Source organism: Peptoniphilus timonensis JC401 (genome assembly GCF_000312025.1).
Lineage (GTDB): Bacteria > Bacillota > Clostridia > Tissierellales > Peptoniphilaceae > Peptoniphilus_A > Peptoniphilus_A timonensis.
Genome location: NZ_HE978593.1, coordinates 730,796 through 752,579, shown reverse-complemented (window position 1 = coordinate 752,579; position 21,784 = coordinate 730,796). Strand labels below are relative to the sequence as shown.

The following is a 21,784-nucleotide window of genomic DNA, read 5'->3' as shown; positions in this document are numbered from 1 at the left end:
TTTTTATAGCAAATTTTTGTGAAATGTGTTATATTAATTAAAGACTAATTAAGCTGGTGTAGCTCAATTGGTAGAGCAACTGACTTGTAATCAGTAGGTTAGGGGTTCAAGTCCTCCCACCAGCTCCAAAAAACTTATAGGAACTTACATGGAGGAGTTCCCGAGTTGGCCAAAGGGGACGGACTGTAAATCCGTTAGCTTAGCTTTCAGTGGTTCAAATCCACTCTCCTCCACCAAAAATTAATAAAAATTTTACTTATGCGGATGTGGCTCAGTGGTAGAGCATCGCCTTGCCAAGGCGAGGGTCGCGAGTTCGAATCTCGTCATCCGCTCCATTTTTTTATATGTATCCTTAGCTCAGCTGGATAGAGCGTCTGGCTACGGACCAGAAGGCCGGGGGTTCGAATCCTCTAGGATACGCCAACAAAAAACTTGTAATTTTTATTACAAGCTTTTTTTTACCTTATATTTATGCAGGAGTGCTGGAATTGGCAGACAGGCATGTTTGAGGGGCATGTGCGAGAAATCGCGTGAGGGTTCAAGTCCCTCTTTCTGCACCAATAATAAAAAACCATAGAAAAGCAGTTTTACTAGTGTTTGTAATATTGCTTTTGCTATGGTTTTTTATTTTCTCAAATTTTATTTTTCCAACTCATACTCTAATATATTTTTGCAAACTTCTTTTTGATTTTCAAATATATGATCTTTATAATATAAAATTAAAATTTTGGAAGGACTTTTTATTTTGCTTTTATTATTTATTTCAAAAACTAAATCTTTCTTTAATAAATAAAAGCACTTATTGTTTTCGTCGTAAAGTCCATCTTCTGTATTTATTTTTAGGATAAAGTTTTTTGAATATTCTTCTAATTCAAGAAAGGATTCCTTTTTTTCCTGATTGAGTATTTCAAGAGTATAGATACTATTTGTGGCAAAATAATCTTTATTATAGGAAGTTTTTCCACTAATCTCTATTATATTTCCCAAGATTTTAAAATTTTCCATAAAAAAATACTGAATCTGAGATATCTATTCTTATTTTATTTTTTAAATCTTCTCTAAAGCTCTCATCAAGTTTAACTAAATTATCAAGGCTATTGAAAGTGTATTCGATAATACTTGCCATAGCATGATTTTCGCCTTCTATAAAATTTTTAAAAAGGCTTTTTATTTTAATTCCTTCGTATTCTTTTTTATTGCTATTAGATTCCTTAATAAATTCTTTAAGCAGGATTTTATTAGAATGTGAGGGAAGTTTATATATAAAGTTGTATTTTTTTGAGATTTCTTGTAAGTCAATTATTTTTAAATCAATGTCTTTGGAAAAATAAAAGTCATATTTTGTTTTTAAAAATGGAAGGTCAAAGGATTTACCTGAATAGGTTATAAAAATTTTTCTTTCTAAAAGAGCTGCAACTCTATTTAAGAGTTTTTCTTCGTCTTTAAAGTTTTCTACATAATAAATTTTAGCTCTTTTAGAATTTTTTTCGCAGATTGCAATACTTATAATTGAATCAAGTTCTTTTGAAAGTCCAGATGTTTCTATTTTTAAATAATTCCTTTTAGGGGGAGAAATTTCTCTTTCTAAAGTTTTCACACTATCACCAATACAAGTATATCATTAAAATTTTAAATTTATTCTATTTTTTATTTATAAATGGTCTCTTAGTTAGAAATAGACTTATAAATCATGTTATAATATAAAATTAGTAGAAAAGTTTAAAATAGATAGAAGGAAGATATATGATTTATTTAGATAATTGTGCTACGACAAAGCCAGACAAAGAAGTTGTTGAAGTAATGATGAAGACTCTTACTGATGATTTTGCCAACCCATCATCTTTGCATAGTTTTGGTCTTAAAATTGAAAAGGAAATAGATATTGCCAGAAAAAATGCTGCTGATTTAATAGGAGCTCAAAGTGACGAAATTTATTTTACATCAGGTGGAACTGAGAGTAATAATATTGCCGTTCACGGAGCTATTGAAAAAAATAAGAGAAGAGGAAAGAAGATAATAACTTCTTCTATTGAACATGCTTCTATTGATGATCAGTTTAAACATTATAAAGAACTTGGTTATGAAGTTGTATATCTAGATGTAGATAAAACTGGTGCTGTGGATATTGAAAAGTTCAAAAAAGAGATGAATGAAGATACTATTTTAGTTTCTATAATATATGTTCATAATGAGCTTGGCACTGTAAATAATGTAAAAGAAATTTTTGAAATTGCAAAATCAGTTAATAAAAATGTATTTTGTCATGTTGATGGAGTACAGTCCGTTGGAAAAATTCCAGTTAATGTAAAAGAAATAGGATGTGACACTTTTTCTTTTTCATCACACAAAATTTATGGACCAAAGGGAATGGGTGGTCTTTATAAGAGAAGAGATGTAAAAATTGACAGCCTTGTTATTGGAGGAGGTCAAGAAAAGGGACTTAGATCTGGGACTGAAAATGTGCCAGGTATACTTGGTTTTGGAAAGGCTTGCGAACTTACCAAAAGGGATTTGGATAAAAGACTTGATCACGCAAAGGTAATAAAAGAATATCTTTTAGAAAAGTTAAATGATAATTTAGAAGATTATAAGATAAACACTCCAGAAAATGCGACAAATTTTATAGTTTCTCTCTCTATATTGGATATTAGGGCTGAAGTTCTTCTTCACTATTTAGAAGGTGATGAGATTTATATTTCAACGGCATCTGCCTGCACATCCAATGGAACACATAAGTCTACAACTTTAAAACAAATTGGCTTAGATGACAAGTATGCTGAAGGAACAATAAGAATTTGTACTTCTAAAGACACTACAAAAGAAGATATTGATACTTTTGTAGAAAAGTTAGTCGAGTACGTTGAAGAAATTAGAAAGATAATGAGATAGGTGATTGAATGAAAAAAGTTATGGCACTTTCTCTTGGAGAAGTTATTCTAAAGGGAAAAACAGACATAGATTTATTGAAAAGTTGATTTCATCCATAAAAAGAAATTTGAGAAATTTAGATCATGGAAAAGTATATCACGATATGGGAAAAATCTATGTGGAAGTTACAAGTGACAATGAAGAAAAATTGATAAGTAGATTAAAACACGTCTTTGGTATAGTCTACATTGCTCCAAGTTATCTTGTAGAAACTGACTGGGATAAAATCGAAGAAGCAGTTTTAAAAGTTGTTGATGAAAGCTTAAAGAAAAATCCAGAGTTTAAAACTTTTAAGGTAAAGACAAATAGAGGAGATAAAAAGTTTCCTCTTAATTCTATGGAAATTTCTGCAAAGATTGGTGGCATGGTATTAAAAAATTTTAGACATCAAGGTTGATGTTCACAACCCAGACTTTTATGTTTATTGTGATTTGAAAAAGGATACCTATATCTATGTAGATAAAATTAAAGCTCATGGTGGACTTCCAACAGGAACAAATGGAAGAGGTCTTCTTTTACTATCAGGTGGAATAGATTCTCCAGTAGCTGGATTTTTTAATGGCAAAAAGAGGCGTTCTTGTGGACTGCCTTCACTTCCATTCTTATCCATTTACTTCTGAGAGAGCTGAAGAAAAGGTAAAAAAACTTGCAGAAAATATTTCAAATTTCTCTGGAGATTTGACTTTTTATTCTGTAAACCTCTTGGATATTCAAAAGGAAATAAATATTAATTGTCCTGAAGACGAGATGACTATTATATCAAGAAGGTTTATGATGAGAATTGCAGATAAAATTGCAAGAGAAAATGATTATGATTGCATCATTACAGGTGAAAATCTTGGTCAAGTTGCATCACAAACTATTGACGGCTTAAAGGTAACTAATGATATAACAGATAAACTTGTATTTAGACCACTTATAGGTATGGACAAGGTTAATATAATTGATATTGCTAAGGATATTGACACTTATGAAACATCAATCCTTCCTTTTGAAGATTGCTGTACAGTATTTTTACCAAAACATCCACTTTTGACACCAAGTGTTGAGGGAATAGAGAAATCAGAAGAACCACTTGACTGTGATAAACTTGTTGAAGAAACTATAGCTAAAATGAAAATTGAAAAAATAGGAGGAAGCGATGAAGAATAAAAACAGGGGCGCTGTTGGTATAGTTGCAGTAATAGCCATAGTTGTTGTGCTTGCAATTTTCTTCGGCGGTCAATGGAACAATCTAGTTAAGCTAGATGAAGATGTTAACGGTGCTTGGGCACAAGTTCAAAATCAAGTAAAAAGAAGAGCTGACTTAATTCCTAACATTGTAGAAACTGTTAAGGGATATGCAAGTCACGAAAAAGATACTTTCACAGAAATTACTAAGGCTCGTGCAGGAGTTTCAGAAGCAAACACACCAAAAGAACTTGCTGAAGCTAATGACAATTTGACAGAAGCTATTGGAAAATTAAATGTAGTTGTTGAAAATTATCCAGAATTAAAGGCAAATCAAAATTTCTTAGATTTACAAGCTCAACTTGAAGGCACAGAAAATAGAATTGCCACTGAAAGAATGAGATACAACGACACAGTTAAACTTTACAATCAAAAAGTTAGAAGGTTCCCAACAAATATTATTGCAAAGATTTTAGGATTTGGACCAAGAGATTATTTCGAAGTTTCAGAAAAGGACAATCAAGTACCAGAAGTTAAATTTTAGGTGATAGCTATGAAAAAATTGTTAGCTACAATTTTATTTGTATTCACCCTGGTCTTTAATGTATATGCTTTTGACAAAGACCAGATGTCTTATAATGTTTATGACGAGACAAATACTTTGAGTCAAGAGACAATAGAATATCTCAACAAGACCACTTATGATTTAAAAAAGAAAACTGGTGGGGAGATAGGAATAGTAATTGTCAATGACTTGGAAAATTATTCTCTAGAAGAATACGCCACAAAGATTTTTAATGATATTAAAATTGGCGACAAGGATAAGGACAACGGAGTTCTAATATTAGTTGCTCTTCTTGATGAAGAAAATAGATTTGTCAAAATAGAGCCAGGCTACGGAGCAGAAGGTTTCATTCCCGATGCCTATGCGTCAAGAATTATAAGGCAAATGGGAAAAGTCGTATCTGAAAATGAAGATGACAGACCCTTTGAAAAGGCAGTTCTCGAAGGATATGCCCAAATTATAAAATTATATGAAGGGGAATATGGTGTGGACATTGTGGCAAGAGAGCCACAGGAAGAAATTGATTATTCTGATGGACATGAAGGTAATTTATTTCTATCATTGGTCCCCATTATAAGATTAATCATAATTATTTTTATAATTTATTTACTTTTTAGAAATAATAATGGCGGTGGATCTGGTGGAAATGGACCAGGAAGCAGGAGAAGAAGACAAAGACCAGTGATTTTCTGGGGACCAGGATCCTTTGGAGGCTACGGCGGCTTTGGTGGATCTGGTGGTTTCGGTGGATCATCTGGCGGCTTTGGCGGCGGAGGCTTTGGAGGCTTCGGCGGAGGAGGTTCCTCTGGTGGCGGAGGTGCCAGCGGAAGAATTTAATCAAAAACCAAAGATAAGAGAAAAAATTCCAATCAAAATTATTTGATGGAGAAAATAAATTAAAAGAGAATGCCTGCCCATAATATTGATAATATTGTGGGAGGCTTCTTTTTTTGTAAATTTTACAAAATCAAAGAGAAAATAGCCCATGTAGAATAAAAATATCCATGGAATAAGAGGAAAATAATCTCCAGATGAAAAATTTTCGCTAGGAAGACCAAGAACAAATAAATTCAAATCGTATAAAAATTTGGGAGGATTAATCTTTCCAAAGAAAATACTTCCATAATAAATATTTTTAAGACAAATAAATAAAATAGAATTTACAATAAGTCCAAATTTTGGATTTATTTTTTTTATATAGTCTTTTATGATAAGGTGGATTAATGTTGCTCCTGCAAAAAAGTGAATTATTCCAAAAAAAATTGCATCTTCTTTAGAAAAAATATAGGATCCAAGAGTTATTAAAAGTGAAAGTCCTGTCAAAATCAAAAACTTTTTCTTAAAATTACTGGAAAAATGTGTTGAGTAGCCAGAAATTAAAATAAAAGAAATACAAATATACTGTTGGTAGTAGTAAAAATTGTGATCAAAGTTAAAGCCGTAAAAATTTTCAAGATCAAAAATTCCATGATAAATTATCATGCTTATAATAGTAAAGCCACGCAAAAAATCTATGGCATTGTATCTTTTCTTAATAGTATCCATATAACACCTCAGAAAAATTATAACACAAATAAGATGCCATTAAGGAAAATGTAAATAATGACTCAATAAAATATGTTAAATATAAGATAAAATTAGGCGGAAAATTTTTATTAACTTTCAGTTTTTTTACTAAATATTATTTACTAATAAGATAGATGTAAAATCCCTTTAAAATAAAGCCAACAAGAATTCCAAAAATAAAAATTAAAAAATTTTTCATAAGTCCCTCCTTAATAAATAGAATATATTAGACACAAAGTGGAAGCAAGATAAAAATGATTATAAAATAAAAATGTTCTTAGTAAATTATATTTGACAAAAAATTTACTTTATTAAATAGGACTAATCTATTGACTTTATTACACTTAACACTTATACTCTAATGAGTTTAATAATTTAAGTAATTTGTTTAATATTATAGGTGATGCAATGGATATTGGAAATAAAATAAAAGAAATGAGAATTGAAAAAGGTCTTACTCAAGAAGAACTTGCTGATAGGTCTGAACTCACAAAGGGTTTTATTTCTCAAATTGAAAGAAATTTGACGTCGCCATCAGTTGATTCTCTTTTAGATATTTTGGAAGCTCTTGGGACCAATCCAAGTCTTTTTTTTAAAAAAGATGAAAATGAAAAAATAACCTTTAAAGAAGAAGATTTTTTCGAAAGTGAAAATGATGAAATGGGTTATATTTTGGATTGGGTTGTTCCAAATGCTCAAAAAAATGAGATGGAACCTATGAGGATAAAAATAAAAGCTGGTGGAAGATCAAAGGATATTCAACCCTATGAAGGTGAAGAATTTGGTTTTGTTCTAAGAGGAAGTGTCAATCTTATTTATGGGAATGAGGAATACAAGGTAAAAAAAGGAGAAAGTTTTTATTTTAAAGCTAATAGGTCTCATTATTTAAAGAATGAAGGAAAGTGTGAAACTGAGATTTTGTGGATATCATCTCCACCAAATTTTTAGGCGGTGAAATATGGAAAATTATGTAATTGAATTAAAAAATATAACAAAAAGTTTTGGGGATAATGTAATTTTAAAGAATTTTGACTTTAAAGTTAAAAAAGATGAATTTTTAACTATTTTAGGACCATCAGGTTGTGGTAAAACTACAATTTTAAGACTTATTGGTGGTTTTGAAGAGCCTGATGAAGGACAAATTCTCTTTAATGGAGAAGATATTACAAATAAAGAAGCTTATGAGAGAAAAATTAACACTGTTTTTCAAAAATATGCACTTTTTCCTCATATGAATGTCTTTGATAATATTGCCTTTGGTCTCAAGATAAAGAAGATGGATAAAAATTTAATAAAAGAAAAGGTTAAAGAAGTTTTAAAACTTGTTAATCTTGCAGGTTTTGAAAATAGAGAAATTGAATCTCTTTCTGGTGGTCAACAACAAAGAATTGCCATTGCAAGAGCTCTTGTAAATGAACCAGAAGTTCTCTTGTTAGATGAACCACTAGGTGCACTTGATTTAAAATTAAGACAAGCTATGCAAATAGAATTAAAGAGAATTCAAAAAAGTGTTGGAATAACTTTTATTTATGTTACTCATGACCAAGAAGAAGCTCTTTCTATGAGTGATACAGTTGTGGTTTTAAATAATGGTGAAAATTCAACAAATGGACAGTCCAATAAATATCTACAATGAACCAAAAAATGCTTTTGTAGCAGACTTTATTGGAGAGTCAAATATAATTAAGGCAAAAAATGCTGGAAGATTATAAAGTTAGATTTTTAAATTATGATTTTCCTTGTGTAGACAAGGGATTTAACAAAAATGAAGATGTAGAAGTGGTAATAAGACCTGAAGATGTGCTTTTAGTAGATGAAAATTATCAAATTGAAGGAAGAGTGACAAGTCTTGTTTTCAAGGGTGTTCACTATGAAATGACTGTGGATGTAGATGGTTACTCTATGCTAGTTCAGTCAACTGAAAAAAGAGAAGTGGGAGAAAAAACAGGCATATTTATAAAAGATGATTTGATTCACGTAATGAGGTTGATATGAAAAAATTTTCATTGGTTTATTTATTCTGGGGCTTAGTATTTATTGTACTCCCACTATTTTTAATACTTGCCCACTCACTTTCTGCCAACACAGATTTGTCAGATTTTGCCTTTACTTTAGATAATTTTTCAAGATTTTTTGAACCCTTATATTTAAAAATCTTGGTTATGTCTTTAGTTTTAGCTGGTGTTTCAACAATTTTTTGTCTATTAATTGGATATCCAGTGGCTTATATAATTTCTAGAATGAATGAAAAGCTTAGGAACAATATGATTTTAATTTTTATTATTCCTATGTGGATGAATTTCCTTTTAAGAACTTATGCTTGGTTAACTCTACTAGGAAATAAGGGTTTAATTAATAAATTTATTGGAATTTTTGGACTTGGACCCTGGGATCTTATGTATAATTCCAAGGCAATTATGATAGGTATGGTTTACAACTTTTTACCTTTTATGGTGCTTCCAATTTACACTGTCCTTCTTAAAATGGATCATAAGCTAATTGAAGCAGCTAAGGACTTGGGAGCAAATGACTTTGAAGTTTTCACAAAAGTTATATTTCCACTGTCACTTCCAGGTATTTACACTGGCATAACTATGGTGTTTATACCAGCAATTTCAACTTTTGTTGTGCCAAATTTATTAGGTGGAAATAATTTCTACCTAATAGGTAACTTAATTGAAAAACAATTTACTTTTACAGGAGATTGGGGATTTGGCTCTGCAATTTCTATGATTTTAATTTTAATAATGCTTTTGATTTTAGTTCTTCCAAAGCTATTTAATAAAAAAATTAAAACTGGAGAAATAGAAGGAGGCTTATCTTGAAAAAAACAATTGATAGAATTTACTTATTTTTAATATTTTTATTCCTTTATGCTCCAATTATTATATTAGTTGTCTTTAGTTTTAATAATTCAAAACTTAGAGGATCTTGGGCAGGTTTTACCTTAAAATGGTATAAAAATTTATTCTCTGACCCAGCGATTTTATCATCTTTATGGACAACAATAATAGTAGCAGTGATAGCAACTATTATATCCACAGTTGTTGGTACAATTTCTGCCATTGCAATAAATGAACTTAGGGGCTTTAAAAGAGATGCCATCCTAAATATAAATTATTTACCAGTAATTAATCCAGACATTGTTACAGCAGTTGCTCTTATGGGACTTTTTGGACTTTTTAATATAAGAATGGGATACACAACAATGATTATTTCACACATTGTATTTTGCATTCCCTATGTTATACTGTCAATTCTTCCAAAACTAAATCAGTTGCAAAAAAATACAGTAGAAGCAGCTTTAGACTTAGGAGCTACACCGACTTATGCAATATTAAATGTGGTAATTCCACAAATAAAACCTGCAATTCTTACTGGAGCTTTAATGGCATTTACTCTTTCCATAGATGATTTTGTAATTTCCTTTTTCAATACAGGACAGGGAGTTTCCAATCTTTCCATAACAATTTATTCTATGGCTAGAAAGGGAATTAATCCGTCAATAAATGCAGTATCAACGTTAATGTTAGTAGCACTTTTAATTCTTCTTGTTATAATTAACAAGAGAAGTGATAAAATGAAAAAAATTGAGGTGAATCTATGAAACACATGAAAAAAATAATTTTAGCCCTTTCTTTATTAATGCTTATTGGACTTACAGGATGTGGCAAAGAAGAAAGTGCAAAAGAAGAAATTTATGTTTACAATTGGGGAGAATATATTGACCCACAAATTTTAAAAGATTTCCAAAAGGAAACAGGAATTAAGGTAAATTACGATACTTATGCATCTAATGAAGACCTTTATATTAAAAATGACTCAATCACAAGATAAATACGATGTAGTTGTACCTAGTGATTATATGATTGGAAGACTTACAAATGAAGGTCTTTTAAGAGAAATTGACTTTAATAATATTCCAAACTTTGAAAATGTTGAAGATTTATTAAAAAATCCTAGTTTCGATCCAGAAAACAAATACTCTGTGCCATACTTCTGGGGAACTGTGGGAATTGTCTACAACAAGCAAGAAATAAAAGATGTGGTTGATTCTTGGGATATACTTTGGAATGAAAAATACAAAGATCAAATAATTATGTATAATTCTCAAAGAGATACACTTGGAATAGCTTTAAAGAGATTAGGATATTCCTTAAATTCAAAAAATGAAAATGAATTACAAGAAGCTAAAAAATCATTAATCGAACAAAAACCACTAGTTTACGCTTACCTTGATGATGATGGACGTGATGTTGTAGTTCAAGGAGATGCAAATTTATCTGTAATGTATTCAGGAGATGCTCTTTTAATGATTGGGCAAAATGAAGATCTTGATTATGTTGTGCCAAAGGAAGGTTCAAATATTTGGTATGACTCAATGGTAATTCCAAAAAACGCAAAAAATGTTGAAGGAGCAGAAAAATTTATAAATTATATGCTTGAAAAAGAAGTGCAAGCAAAAAATGCAGAATATTGTGTTGGCTATACTTCACCAGTTAAGGGAGTAAAAGAACTTCTTCCAGATGAAATTAAAAACTCAAAAGTTGCTTATCCAGACTTTGACAAACTTCCAGAACTTGAATCCTTTAGAGATTTAGGAGACTTTATAAAAGTTTACGATAGAATTTGGACAGAAATAAATGCTTCCAATCTTTAATATGCTAATAAATTTGTTTATTTTAGGACCTCCATGTGATATCATGTAATATATGCGAAATGTTTTCATAATGGAGGTTTAAAATGAACGAGAGAATAAAAAAGCTTGTTGTATTTGCAATTTTTTTATTAGTACTTATGTTAGCTTCTCTAACTGCTTTTTTCAGCAAGTCTCTTTTGTGGCCAAATTCTAATGTGAATAGAGAATTCGACGGGATTCTTTTCAACAATTCTGATGGTGTAGAAAATCTTCAAGTTACAAGATCAGTAGAAAAAGATGGCAATGAAAGTCTTATAAAATATGACATAAAGTTTAATTACACAGGCGAAGACACAACTGCAAGAATATTGGGTACTCCTAATAGACAAATTTTCTTTGACGAGGGAGTTAGCTATGGAAAATCTAAGGTTAATCTAAGAGGCGACTTTGACAAGATTAACAAATCCTTATTCGAAGAAAAATTAAAATTAAAGGTAAAAGATTTTTATAACAAGACTGACAACAAAGAATTTAAAGCAGTGAGCGAAGTAAAATTAAGTCTAGAGGAAAAAGTTGGAGAATATGAATTCCAAGTTTACTACAAAGCAAACCCACTATATTTCTCTGGTGGACAAAAGGTTGAAGATGCATCAGTTTTTGTCACAAACGCAAAAGTGGAAAATTGGACAGAAACTACTAAGTCAACAAATAGTGTAAAAGAAGCTTATACTAACTCAGGTTACTATGTAAATAAATTAGAATTAATTGACCAATCCTTGATTAATAAAATTTCACTAATAAATACAATATCAACAGTTGTCTTATTAGTAATATCACTTGGTGTAATTGCTCTAATTTGGTTTGACAGAGGAAATTTCCAAATATATCTTGGAGCCTTTTTCATTATGATACCTGCTTTTTACAGATTTATAGACAAGGGAACAAGCAATCTTGGAGTTTTAATTGCCTATCCAATTCTTGGATGCATAGCTTCCATTGCAGCAAGATATATTGGAAGAGAGGGAGAATTTAAATTTGGAACAAAAGAAATGAAACAATCTGTGGCATTTTTATTAATCTACTTTGTTTTCTCAGTTATTTTCTTTATGATTCCAAGAGTATTTATTGGATAATTTAATAATTATATTTTAAAAGCTCAACTAGTTTGGGCTTTTTTGTGTGAAAAAATTTACAAAAACATAAAAATAATGAAAACTTTTTTATAAAATAAGTATCTTTATAAAAAATTGAAATAAAGTTTATAATAATATATAATTTAATTAAATATATATAGGAGGATTTTTAAATGAAGAAGAAAATTACATTACTTTCAGTGTTATTGATAGCAATGACACTTGTTGCTTGTGGTGGCGGCAACAAAAAAAGAAAGCAAATGCAAATGCTGAAAACGCTGCTAAAGAAACAACTGAAGCTAAAGCAGAAGACATCAATGTTGGTTTTGTAACTGACGAAGGTGGAGTTAATGACCAATCTTTTAACCAAGGTGTTTGGGAAGGACTACAAAAAGCTAAAGATGAACTTGGAATTAATGCTGACTACGTTGAATCTAAGGACACTAAGGACTACACACCAAACCTAGAAACTTTTGCTGACCAAGAAAAAAATCTAATCATTGGTGCAGGTTTCAAAATGGGTGGAGCAATATCTGAAGCTGCTGCAATGTATCCTGAAACTAACTATGCAATAGTTGACGTTGATGTTACAGTTGATAAAGATGGAAACAAAATTGAAGCTCCAACAAACCTACTTGGAATTATGTTTAGAGCACAAGAACCTTCTTTCTTAGTTGGTTATATTGCAGGTATGACTACTGAAACTAACAAGGTTGGTTTCGTTGGTGGCCAAGAAGGTAACATTATTTGGGGATTCGAATATGGTTACAAGGCTGGTGTTGATTACGCAGCTAAAGAAAAGGGAACTGACATAGAAGTTCTTAGCCAATATGTTGGAGATTTCTCTGATGCACAAAAGGGTAAATCAATCACTGCTACAATGTATCAAAATGGTGCTGACGTAGTATTCCACGCAGCTGGTGGAGCAGGCGAAGGTGTTATCGAAGCTGCTAAAGAAGCTGACAAATGGGTAATTGGTGTTGATAGAGACCAAAGCGATAGAGCCCCTGAAAATGTATTAACTTCTGCAATGAAAAACGGCGATGTTGCTGTTTACCAAGTTGTAAAAGATATGCAAGAAGGCAAATTTGAAGGTGGAAAAACTATTGAATTAGGTCTAGCAGATGGTGGAGCAGTAGGTATTGCACCAACTTCTGATAAGAATGTTAAACCAGAAATATTAAAAGCAGTTGATGAAATCTCAGAAAAAATTATTTCTGGAGAAATAAAAGTTCCTTATAACGAAGAAACTTACAACCAAAGTAAATAATTTTATTCGCCATCTCTTTTTGAGTCATCTCATGGAGATGGCTTTTTTTATTGTAAATTATTTTAAAATTATCTTAATCTTTGGTATAATTTATTTAACATAAAAAAGGAGCGTTTGTATTGGAAATTGATAATAAAGATTTAGTCGTAAGGATGGAAAAAATCACCAAAAAATTTGGCGATTTCATCGCAAACGACGAGATTGATCTTGATATTAGAAGAGGAGAGATTCATTCTCTTCTTGGAGAAAATGGTGCCGGCAAGACGACTCTTATGAATATGCTATATGGCATGAGTTCTCCAACTTCAGGTGAAATTTATATTAATAATGAAAAAAAAGAATTTAAAGATCCTAACGATGCTATAAAAGCTGGACTTGGTATGGTTCACCAACACTTTATGCTTATTGAACCCTTCACTGTTGTCGAAAATATTGTTCTTGGTATGGAGCCTATGAATGGAATTAAGGTGGATATAAAAAAGGCAAGGGAAGATGTTATCGCTCTTTCAAAAAGATATGGTTTTAAGATTGATCCCGATGCAAAAATCCAAGATATTTCTGTGGGAACTCAACAAAAAGTTGAAATACTTAAAGTTCTATACAGGGGCGCCGACATTTTAATTTTTGACGAGCCTACTGCAGTTTTAACTCCACAAGAAATTACTGAATTAATTGAAATAATAAAGAATCTTGCCAAAGAAGGCAAGTCAATTATAATTATCACCCACAAGCTAAAGGAAATTAAGCAAATGGCAAATAGATGTACTATTATTAGACGCGGAAAGAAAATTGACACAGTAAATGTTTCTGATGTGAGTGAATCTGAACTTGCCGATATGATGGTTGGAAGGGCAGTTCATCTTGATGTTAATAAGTGCGATGCCAATCCAGGAGATACTATCTTAGAAATTAAAGACCTTTGTGCAAGAGATATTAGAAATGTCAAAAAGCTAGATAATTTAAATTTAGATATCAAGGCTGGAGAAATTCATGGAATTGCTGGTGTCGACGGAAATGGTCAATCTGAACTCATTGAAACTATAACAGGTCTTAAAAAAGCTGAATCTGGTTCTGTGATTTTTAAGGGCGAAGAAATTTTAAATTTAAGCCCAAGAGATATTATAGAAAGAGGATTAAATTCAATACCAGAAGATAGGCAACTTCGTGGTCTAGTATTAGATTTTTCAGTTGCAGAAAATATTATTTTAAAAGAATATTACAAAGAAAAGTTTTCTAAAAAGGGAATTTTAGATTTTCCTAATATCGAAAAAAATGCAAAAGACCTTTCAGAAGATTATGACATTAGACCTAGAAATATAGAGCAACTTGCTGGAGCTTTATCTGGTGGTAATCAACAAAAAGTTATTATAGCTAGAGAAATTTCTGGTGACCCAGATTTATTAATTGCAGCTCAACCTACTAGGGGTCTTGATGTTGGTGCAATTGAATATATTAGAAACTTTTTAATAAAACAAAGAGATAAGGGAAAAGCAGTCTTACTTATTTCCTTTGAGTTAGATGAAATCATGGCACTGTCTGATAGAATTTCTGTTATTTATAATGGAAAAAATCTTAAAGACTTTAGATGCTAGGACTACAAATGAGAGAGAAATTGGACTTTATATGGCAGGAGGTAAAAATGAAGAGGAATAGATTTTTATATACAGTTCTTGCCATTGTACTAGGTATTTTAATTGGTTCTATAATTCTTTTACTTAGTGGGACTAATCCAGTGGAAGCCTACAAAGTTATATTTTTGGGAGCTTTTGGAAAGCCTAAGTATATTTCTTGGACAATTGTAAGAGCAGTTCCACTTATTTTAACTGGACTTTCTGTTGCTTTTGCATTTAACACTGGACTTTTTAATATTGGGGCAGAAGGACAATATATTGTAGGATCTATTGGAGCTCTTGTTGTTGGACTTTTGTTAGATCTACCACCAGTAATTCGCGGACTTGTTGCTCTATTAGCAGGTGCTTTGTGTGGATATATTTGGGGAGCTTTAGTTGGTATATTAAAGGCAAAATTCCAAGTTAATGAAGTTATTTCATCTATAATGATGAACTGGATTGCCTTTTATCTAAGTAATTATCTTTTGAGTTTTCCAATTTTAAGAAGCATTGAATCAGATAACTCTTACGAAATAAAACAAAGTGCAAGTATAAAAATTGCTGGAGTTTGGAAGATGAGTAAGGAAGGTAGAGCATATCTTTTGGACCATAAATTCTTAAAAGATATTTTAAATCCGCCACTAAATTTTGGCATAATAATTGCCATTATAGCTGCCATTGTAGTTTGGTATATTTTAAAGAAGACTACTCTTGGCTATGAACTTAGAGCAGTTGGTTTCAACGAAAAAGCTGCTGAATATGGTGGAATTAATATTAATAAATCTATTGTAAAATCCATGGGTATTGCAGGAATATTAGCAGGTCTTGCTGGAGCTATAACAGTTCTTGGAGTTTCTGGTGATATAGGAATCATGGCAGCCCAAGAAGGATATGGATTTGATGGTATGGCTGTTGCACTTATAGCTGGTAACAACCCATTGGGAACAATTCCAGCAGCCCTTCTCTATGCAGGTTTAATTTATGGAGGAGGAAAGTTAACTACAATAGGAACTTATTCAGAAGTTGTAAATATAATCATTGGTATTATGATTTTATTTATAGCAATGCCAAAACTTTTGGATATAATAAAATTCTTCTTCACTAAGTGGTCAAAGAAGGATAATAAAAATATAGAAAAAGGAGGAGCAAATGAATAATTCACTATTAAGTTTAGCTAGTATTTTATCGATTACACTTTTGTATTCTGCTCCCCTTATTTATACAGCACTTGGTGGAGTTTTATCTGAAAATGCTGGTGTTGTAAATATTGGTCTTGAAGGTATGATGTCTATTGGAGCAGTTGTTGGTTCTATTGTTGGATTTTATGTAGGAAATCCTTGGCTTGCATTTTTGTGCGGAGGTCTTGGGGGAATGCTAATTGCACTTCTACATGCCATTGCCACAATAAATTTTGCTGCAGACCATGTTGTAAGTGGTATAGCCATAAATTTAATTGGACCTGGACTTTCACTTTTCTTGTGTAGACTTTTCTTTGATGGAGCAGCAATGTCCAAATCAATTCCTTATGAAAATAAACTTCCAATTTTATTTGGAAAAGTATTTAAGTCTGATGCAGGAGCAAAGGGAATAAGCAGATTCTTAGATATAGTTTTTTCACAATACGCTTCAGTTTATATAGCCTTTATAATTGTTTTTATAGTTTATTTTATTTTATATAAAACAAGATTGGGTCTTAGAATAAGAGCGGTTGGAGAATATCCAAAAGCAGCAGAAACTCTTGGAGTTGACGCCTACAAAATCAAATACATTTGTGTTCTTGCATCTGGATTTTTGGCAGGACTTGGCGGTGCATCAATGTCACTTGCTGTTGTTTCAAATTACAGAGAAACTCTTATATCAGGTCAAGGCTTCATAGCCCTTGCAGCAGTAATTTTTGGTGGATGGAAACCTCAAGGAGCAATGCTTGCTTGCTTATTATTTGGTTTTGCCCAAGGACTTTCAGTTTTTCTAGGATCTATTGGCATAAAAATTGATACAAACCTACTTTCAATGATTCCTTATGCAATAACTCTTATAGTTTTAATAGCTTTTGTAAAGGGGTCAAGAGCACCATCTTCAGATGGTCTTCCATATGAAAGAAATAATTAAAATAAAATTTGTCTCAGCTTAGGCTGGGACTTTTTTTATGCATATTTGACTCATTAAATTTTTTAATTTATTAATAATTCATATAACAAAGAATGAAATTCTTTATGAAAAAATATTTAAATAATTAGATATTTGAAATTACTTTTCTTTAAAACTTTATATTATGCATGTTATACTAAATTGTAAAGGAGATGGGAGAATGTCAGATTTAATGTTTATCTTTTTAGTTTTTTTGGTTACATCTATATTAGTTACTTATTTTTTAAAAAGAGAAGAAAAAACAGGAAAAAGAGCTACTGATAAGGACCTTGTATTTGGATTTATATTCACTACTTTTATGATTTTACAATTGGCATTCCAAGTCTATCAAGGATCAGGAGCAAGTATAATTGCATTTCTTCTTATAATGTTTTTGGCATGGGGAGTTTTAACTCTTTACACTCAATCCAAAAGAGGAAGTCACCTATTAAAGAATAAAAACCTAGTAAAATATGAGTTGATTTTCACATCTATATTGGCAATAGCAATGCAAGTATTTTCTTTTATTAGTACTACTGATTTAAATACTATATACTCATATAGTAAAAGTGATTTTAGAAATATATTAATTTTAACAACCATCTTCCTATCATACAATATATACCTTTTAACTAAGAGAGCTGTTAAGTTTCTTTTTGTAGAAAAAGATTTGTGGAGAAAGATTTTTATTATAAGTCTGATAATTTTTGTTGTAATATTTATTTTGGGGACTTTATATAACATAATAAATATTGATAGATTTGATTTTTATCTCGATAGGATGTAAAAATTTTTTAGTTAAAGGAGAGAGAAATGACAGGCAAAATTCAAGTAATCCTTTGTGGAACCTTTTTATCCATATTATTTTTTATAATTATTAGAAAATTATCTAATAAGAAAGTTAAAAAAATTCTATCAAAGAAGAGAAACTTTTAGATTCTTACCTAGCTTACACAATATTAACAAGCTGTTGGCTTAGTTCAATTTATTCAAGAACAAATGTAATCTTATTTTATTTTGGATGTTATCTTGTTATATATATTTTATTGAAAATATTAGATTTCGACTCAAAAATTTATAAGAATGAAAAATATTTAAAGCTAATAGTTATAATAAATTGTCTAATTTTTACAATTTATCAGTTTGTATTTTTCTTAACACTAAAAAATGGAAATGTTATGAAAAATTTTAACAAATCAGCTTATGTTAACACTGCGATTTATTTGTTAATAGGATGTTTTATGGTTAATCTATATTTTTTAATAAAGAATCTTAGGACAATTTTTACAAAGAAAGATCTTTATAGAATAGTTTTTACTATTATAGATGGAATTTTTATCTTATCCCAAGCTTTCTTTGTAATTTATAATCTAATAAATGCAGATAGGTTTGTTTTTTTGATGGATAAACTTATGTAAATTTTAAATAAAAAGAATAGATTAATAAAAAAATATGAGGAATTCGCCAATTTCTCATATTTTTTATTGACTTAATGATTATCTAATGATAAAATTGATGAGTATTTGAGACGGAAAGACTACCTAAGACTGGGTAGTCTTTGAAATGTCTGATACTATTAATAAAACAGGAGGTGCAATTAATGCCTACAATTAACCAATTAGTAAGAAATGGTAGAAAGAAAATTCACAGTAAATCTAAATCACCAGCTCTTGATGTAAACTATGACACACTTAAAAAAGTTGAAACAGAAGTTAACTCTCCACAAAAAAGAGGAGTTTGTGTTGCAGTAAGAACAGTAACACCTAAAAAACCGAATTCAGCTCTTAGAAAAGTTGCCAGAGTTCGTTTAACAAACGGATATGAAGTTATGGCTTACATTCCAGGAATCGGACACAACCTACAAGAACACAGTGTTGTTTTAATCCGTGGTGGAAGAGTAAAGGATTTACCAGGTGTTAGATACCATATCGTAAGAGGTACTCTTGATACAGCTGGAGTTACAGATAGAAAGCAATCAAGATCTAAGTATGGTACTAAGAAACCTAAAAATTGATAGAATTTTTTGATGAGATTTTATAGATTTTTGGCTTACGGGCTCAACCTGAGTACCAATGAATCGACTGAAAAATAGTTAAGGAGGGAAGTTATGCCAAGAAAAGGACATATCCAAAAACGTGAAGTTATGGCTGATCCAGTTTACAGTGATGTAGTTATCACTAAGCTTATAAACAATGTTATGCTTGACGGTAAAAAAGGGACTGCTCAAAGAATTGTTTATGGAGCACTTGAAACTATAGCAGAACAAACTGGAGAAGACGCACTTGAAGTATTTTACAAGGCACTTAACAATGTAATGCCTGTACTTGAAGTAAAGGGAAGAAGAATAGGCGGTGCTACTTACCAAGTACCAATGGAAGTAAGACCGGAAAGACGCCAAACTCTAGGCCTAAGATGGTTAGTTAAATATGCAAGAGCTAGAGGCGAAAAGACAATGCACGAAAGACTTGCAAAAGAAATACTTGACGCATCTAATGGTTTAGGCGGAAGTGTTAAGAGAAAAGATGAAATGCATAGAACAGCAGAAGCTAACAAGGCATTTGCTCACTATAGATGGTAATAAGGGGAGGAATTTATGGCTCGCGAAATACCATTAGAAAAATATAGAAATATAGGTATTATGGCCCATATTGATGCTGGAAAGACTACTACAACAGAACGTATTCTTTTCTACTCTGGCAAGATTCACAAAATCGGTGAAACTCACGACGGTGGAGCTCAAATGGACTGGATGGAACAAGAACAAGAAAGAGGTATTACAATTACTTCTGCAGCTACTACAGCTCACTGGAAAGGCTACAGACTTAATATTATCGATACTCCGGGACACGTTGACTTCACAGTTGAAGTAGAAAGATCTCTTAGAGTACTTGATGGTGCTGTTGCACTTTTTGATGCAAAAAGTGGTGTAGAACCTCAATCTGAAACTGTTTGGAGACAAGCAGATAAATATCACGTTCCAAGAATCGCACATATCAACAAGATGGACGTTACAGGTGCAGACTTCTTTAGATCAGTTGACACAATCGACAAGAAACTAAAGGGTAACCCAGTTCCAATTCAAGTACCAATGGGTGCAGAAGATAACTTCATTGGAATGATTGACCTTGTTGAAATGAAAGCAGAAATTTACAAAGATGAACTTGGTAAGGAAATCGAAATTACTGATGTTCCTGAAGAGTACATGGATATTGCAAATAAATATAGAGAAAACTTAATTGAAGTCGCATCTGAATTTGATGAAGACCTAATGATGGCTTATCTTGAAGGAGAAGAAATCGACAAAGAACTTCTTAAAAAAGCTATCAGAAGAGGAACTCTTGATGTTAAGATTACTCCAGTATCTTGTGGTTCTTCTTACAAGAACAAGGGTGTTCAACTTCTACTTGATGCAATAATTGACTATCTTCCATCTCCAATAGATGTACCTGCTATTGTTGGTACTGATGAAGACGGAAATGAAGTAAAAAGACATTCATCTGATGATGAACCATTCTCAGCTCTTGCATTTAAAATTGTAACTGACCCATATGTAGGTAAGCTTGCATACTTTAGAGTTTACTCTGGAGTTTTAAAAGCAGGTTCTTACGTTATGAACAGTGCTAAAGGTAAGAGAGAAAGAATCGGAAGAATTCTTCAAATGCACGCTAACAAGAGAGAAGAAATCGAAGAAATCCATGCAGGAGAAATCGCTGCAGCTGTTGGTCTAAAAGATACATCAACTGGTGATACTCTTTGTGATGAAAAGAGTCATGTTATTCTTGAAAACATGGAATTCCCAGAACCAGTTATCTCTGTAGCAATTGAACCTAAGACTAAGGCTTCTCAAGACAAGATGGCTCTTGCATTAGCAAAACTTGCTGAAGAAGATCCAACATTCAGAACACATACTGATGAAGAAACTGGTCAAACTATTATCTCTGGTATGGGTGAGCTTCATCTTGATATCATCGTTGATAGACTTTTAAGAGAATTTAAAGTTGAAGCTAATATTGGTAACCCACAAGTATCATATAGAGAAGGTATTAGAAAAGCTGCTGAAGGCGAAGCTAAATACGCTCGTCAATCAGGTGGTCGTGGACAATATGGTCACGCTAAAATTAGAATCGAACCAAACGAACCAGGTGCAGGCTTTGTATTTGAAAATGCTATCGTTGGTGGTGCTATTCCTAAGGAATTTATTGGACCAACTCAACAAGGTATTGAAGAAGCACTTAAATCAGGTATCGTTGGTGGATACGAAGTTCTTGATGTTAAAGTAACACTTTACGATGGTTCTTATCACGAAGTCGACTCTTCAGAAATGGCATTTAAGATTGCTGGATCAATGGCAACAAGAGATGCTCTTGCAAAAGCAGACTCAGTACTTCTTGAACCAATGATGAAAGTTGAAGTTACAACTCCAGAAGAATACATGGGAGATGTAATTGGTGATATTAATTCAAGACGTGGAAGAATGGAAGGTATGGAACTAGTAGCTGGAGCTCAAATTGTTACAGCTTATGTACCACTAGCAGAAATGTTTGGTTACGCAACTAGTCTTCGTTCAAATACACAAGGAAGAGCAACACACTCAATGATATTTGATCATTACGAAGAAGTACCTGCATCAATAGCAGAAGAAGTAGTTGGAGATAAAAATAAAAACTAATAAATAGGAGGATTATAATGGGAAAGGCAAAATTTGAAAGAAATAAACCACACGTAAACATTGGAACAATTGGTCACGTTGACCACGGTAAAACAACTCTTACAGCT

18 protein-coding genes, 5 tRNA genes and 5 pseudogenes are annotated in these 21,784 nt (G+C 31.6%); 25 read left to right on the top strand and 3 right to left on the bottom strand.

The features are described from left to right. The first annotated feature begins 52 nt into the window (after positions 1–52). The 5 genes from HGPT_RS03705 (at position 53) to HGPT_RS03685 (ending at position 560) form a co-directional block, all read left to right on the top strand. Positions 53–128 (top strand) — tRNA-Thr (locus tag HGPT_RS03705). 22 nt (positions 129–150) lie between these two features. Continuing rightward, a tRNA-Tyr gene (locus HGPT_RS03700) sits at positions 151–236 on the top strand. Between the two features lie 24 nt (positions 237–260). Next, positions 261–335, top strand: a tRNA-Gly gene (locus HGPT_RS03695). A gap of 11 nt (positions 336–346) precedes the next feature. Then, a tRNA-Arg gene (locus tag HGPT_RS03690) sits at positions 347–423 on the top strand. 50 nt (positions 424–473) lie between these two features. Then, positions 474–560, top strand: a tRNA-Leu gene (locus HGPT_RS03685). A 79-nt stretch (positions 561–639) separates the two neighbouring features. Here the strand turns inward: HGPT_RS03685 and HGPT_RS09810 are convergent. Both HGPT_RS09810 and HGPT_RS09805 read right to left on the bottom strand, forming a co-directional pair. Beyond that, positions 640–1,005: a hypothetical protein gene (locus HGPT_RS09810; RefSeq protein ID WP_019138526.1), complete on the bottom strand. Its 366-nt coding sequence runs from the start codon at positions 1,003–1,005 to the stop codon at positions 640–642. Next, positions 992–1,597 (bottom strand): ribonuclease H-like domain-containing protein, encoded by a 606-nt coding sequence (locus tag HGPT_RS09805; protein ID WP_019138525.1) that lies wholly within the window; start codon positions 1,595–1,597, stop codon positions 992–994. Before HGPT_RS09805 ends, HGPT_RS09810 begins: the two co-directional genes overlap by 14 nt. 146 nt (positions 1,598–1,743) lie before the next feature. Here HGPT_RS09805 and HGPT_RS03675 point away from each other — a divergent pair, with 146 nt between their 5' ends. The 4 genes and pseudogenes from HGPT_RS03675 to HGPT_RS03660 all read left to right on the top strand — a co-directional run bounded on the left by HGPT_RS03675 (position 1,744) and on the right by HGPT_RS03660 (position 5,500). Continuing rightward, positions 1,744–2,889 carry a cysteine desulfurase family protein gene (locus HGPT_RS03675; RefSeq protein WP_019138524.1) on the top strand — a complete coding sequence of 382 codons (1,146 nt, stop codon included), beginning with the start codon at positions 1,744–1,746 and terminating at the stop codon, positions 2,887–2,889. Between the two features lie 8 nt (positions 2,890–2,897). After that, a pseudogene (thiI, locus tag HGPT_RS03670) lies at positions 2,898–4,080 on the top strand (tRNA uracil 4-sulfurtransferase ThiI). Next, positions 4,070–4,642: a LemA family protein gene (locus tag HGPT_RS03665; protein ID WP_019138522.1), complete on the top strand. Its 573-nt coding sequence runs from the start codon at positions 4,070–4,072 to the stop codon at positions 4,640–4,642. The pseudogene thiI and the gene HGPT_RS03665 overlap by 11 nt, the downstream one beginning before the upstream one ends. Positions 4,643–4,651: 9 nt before the next feature. Further along, entirely contained in the window at positions 4,652–5,500 is an 849-nt protein-coding gene (locus tag HGPT_RS03660) for a TPM domain-containing protein (protein ID WP_019138521.1), read from the top strand. Here the strand turns inward: HGPT_RS03660 and HGPT_RS03655 are convergent, their stop codons facing one another. Further along, positions 5,501–6,208, bottom strand: coding sequence for a heparan-alpha-glucosaminide N-acetyltransferase (locus HGPT_RS03655; protein ID WP_019138520.1), 708 nt, complete (start codon positions 6,206–6,208; stop codon positions 5,501–5,503). Positions 6,209–6,637: 429 nt separating this feature from the next. On the opposite strand from HGPT_RS03655, the gene HGPT_RS03650 reads away from it, so the two are divergent. The 16 genes and pseudogenes from HGPT_RS03650 to HGPT_RS09800 all read left to right on the top strand — a co-directional run. Further along, positions 6,638–7,177, top strand: a complete 540-nt coding sequence (locus tag HGPT_RS03650) for a helix-turn-helix domain-containing protein (protein WP_019138519.1) — start codon at positions 6,638–6,640, stop codon at positions 7,175–7,177. Between the two features lie 10 nt (positions 7,178–7,187). Continuing rightward, positions 7,188–8,224 (top strand): annotated as a pseudogene (locus tag HGPT_RS03645) (ABC transporter ATP-binding protein). Next, positions 8,221–9,054, top strand: a complete 834-nt coding sequence (locus tag HGPT_RS03640) for an ABC transporter permease (protein WP_019138518.1) — start codon at positions 8,221–8,223, stop codon at positions 9,052–9,054. The pseudogene HGPT_RS03645 and the gene HGPT_RS03640 overlap by 4 nt, the downstream one beginning before the upstream one ends. After that, positions 9,051–9,836 (top strand): ABC transporter permease, encoded by a 786-nt coding sequence (locus HGPT_RS03635; RefSeq protein WP_019138517.1) that lies wholly within the window; start codon positions 9,051–9,053, stop codon positions 9,834–9,836. The genes HGPT_RS03640 and HGPT_RS03635 overlap by 4 nt, the downstream gene beginning before the upstream one ends. 5 nt (positions 9,837–9,841) lie before the next feature. Next, positions 9,842–10,889, top strand: a pseudogene (locus tag HGPT_RS03630) (ABC transporter substrate-binding protein). Between the two features lie 83 nt (positions 10,890–10,972). Continuing rightward, entirely contained in the window at positions 10,973–12,001 is a 1,029-nt protein-coding gene (locus tag HGPT_RS03625; protein WP_019138516.1) for a hypothetical protein, read from the top strand. 173 nt (positions 12,002–12,174) lie between these two features. Continuing rightward, positions 12,175–13,271: pseudogene (locus HGPT_RS03620) on the top strand (BMP family lipoprotein). A gap of 119 nt (positions 13,272–13,390) precedes the next feature. Beyond that, positions 13,391–14,924: pseudogene (locus HGPT_RS03615) on the top strand (ABC transporter ATP-binding protein). Then, a complete protein-coding gene (locus HGPT_RS03610) occupies positions 14,911–16,038 on the top strand; it encodes an ABC transporter permease (protein WP_019138512.1) in 1,128 nt (375 codons plus the stop codon). The pseudogene HGPT_RS03615 and the gene HGPT_RS03610 overlap by 14 nt, the downstream one beginning before the upstream one ends. After that, complete coding sequence (locus tag HGPT_RS03605) at positions 16,031–16,990, top strand: ABC transporter permease (protein WP_019138511.1); 960 nt, start codon at positions 16,031–16,033, stop codon at positions 16,988–16,990. Before HGPT_RS03610 ends, HGPT_RS03605 begins: the two co-directional genes overlap by 8 nt. A gap of 199 nt (positions 16,991–17,189) precedes the next feature. Beyond that, positions 17,190–17,795 carry a hypothetical protein gene (locus tag HGPT_RS03600; RefSeq protein ID WP_019138510.1) on the top strand — a complete coding sequence of 202 codons (606 nt, stop codon included), beginning with the start codon at positions 17,190–17,192 and terminating at the stop codon, positions 17,793–17,795. A gap of 391 nt (positions 17,796–18,186) precedes the next feature. After that, complete coding sequence (locus HGPT_RS09280) at positions 18,187–18,426, top strand: hypothetical protein (protein ID WP_218914851.1); 240 nt, start codon at positions 18,187–18,189, stop codon at positions 18,424–18,426. Positions 18,427–18,608: 182 nt separating this feature from the next. Then, on the top strand, positions 18,609–19,022 hold the full coding sequence (gene rpsL / locus HGPT_RS03590) for a 30S ribosomal protein S12 (RefSeq protein WP_019124174.1): 414 nt from the start codon (positions 18,609–18,611) through the stop codon (positions 19,020–19,022). Positions 19,023–19,115: 93 nt separating this feature from the next. Then, positions 19,116–19,586, top strand: a complete 471-nt coding sequence (gene rpsG, locus HGPT_RS03585) for a 30S ribosomal protein S7 (protein ID WP_019138507.1) — start codon at positions 19,116–19,118, stop codon at positions 19,584–19,586. A gap of 15 nt (positions 19,587–19,601) precedes the next feature. Further along, a complete protein-coding gene (gene fusA, locus HGPT_RS03580; protein ID WP_019138506.1) occupies positions 19,602–21,677 on the top strand; it encodes an elongation factor G in 2,076 nt (691 codons plus the stop codon). Positions 21,678–21,694: 17 nt separating this feature from the next. Further along, the coding region (locus HGPT_RS09800; protein ID WP_155799260.1) for a GTP-binding protein at positions 21,695–21,784 on the top strand (90 nt) is incomplete at its 3' end.

Bases quoted from the DNA above. Each gene is read 5' to 3' on its own strand.
- HGPT_RS03640 (WP_019138518.1), top strand. From the start codon at position 8,221: ATGAAAAAATTTTCATTGGTTTATTTATTCTGGGGCTTAGTATTTATT.
- fusA (WP_019138506.1), top strand. From the start codon at position 19,602: ATGGCTCGCGAAATACCATTAGAAAAATATAGAAATATAGGTATTATG.
- HGPT_RS03650 (WP_019138519.1), top strand. From the start codon at position 6,638: ATGGATATTGGAAATAAAATAAAAGAAATGAGAATTGAAAAAGGTCTT.
- rpsG (WP_019138507.1), top strand. From the start codon at position 19,116: ATGCCAAGAAAAGGACATATCCAAAAACGTGAAGTTATGGCTGATCCA.
- rpsL (WP_019124174.1), top strand. From the start codon at position 18,609: ATGCCTACAATTAACCAATTAGTAAGAAATGGTAGAAAGAAAATTCAC.
- HGPT_RS03660 (WP_019138521.1), top strand. From the start codon at position 4,652: ATGAAAAAATTGTTAGCTACAATTTTATTTGTATTCACCCTGGTCTTT.
- HGPT_RS03600 (WP_019138510.1), top strand. From the start codon at position 17,190: ATGTCAGATTTAATGTTTATCTTTTTAGTTTTTTTGGTTACATCTATA.
- HGPT_RS03675 (WP_019138524.1), top strand. From the start codon at position 1,744: ATGATTTATTTAGATAATTGTGCTACGACAAAGCCAGACAAAGAAGTT.
- HGPT_RS03605 (WP_019138511.1), top strand. From the start codon at position 16,031: ATGAATAATTCACTATTAAGTTTAGCTAGTATTTTATCGATTACACTT.
- HGPT_RS03625 (WP_019138516.1), top strand. From the start codon at position 10,973: ATGAACGAGAGAATAAAAAAGCTTGTTGTATTTGCAATTTTTTTATTA.
- HGPT_RS09280 (WP_218914851.1), top strand. From the start codon at position 18,187: ATGAAAAATTTTAACAAATCAGCTTATGTTAACACTGCGATTTATTTG.
- HGPT_RS03610 (WP_019138512.1), top strand. From the start codon at position 14,911: ATGAAGAGGAATAGATTTTTATATACAGTTCTTGCCATTGTACTAGGT.
- HGPT_RS09810 (WP_019138526.1), bottom strand. From the start codon at position 1,005: ATGGAAAATTTTAAAATCTTGGGAAATATAATAGAGATTAGTGGAAAA.
- HGPT_RS03655 (WP_019138520.1), bottom strand. From the start codon at position 6,208: ATGGATACTATTAAGAAAAGATACAATGCCATAGATTTTTTGCGTGGC.
- HGPT_RS03665 (WP_019138522.1), top strand. From the start codon at position 4,070: ATGAAGAATAAAAACAGGGGCGCTGTTGGTATAGTTGCAGTAATAGCC.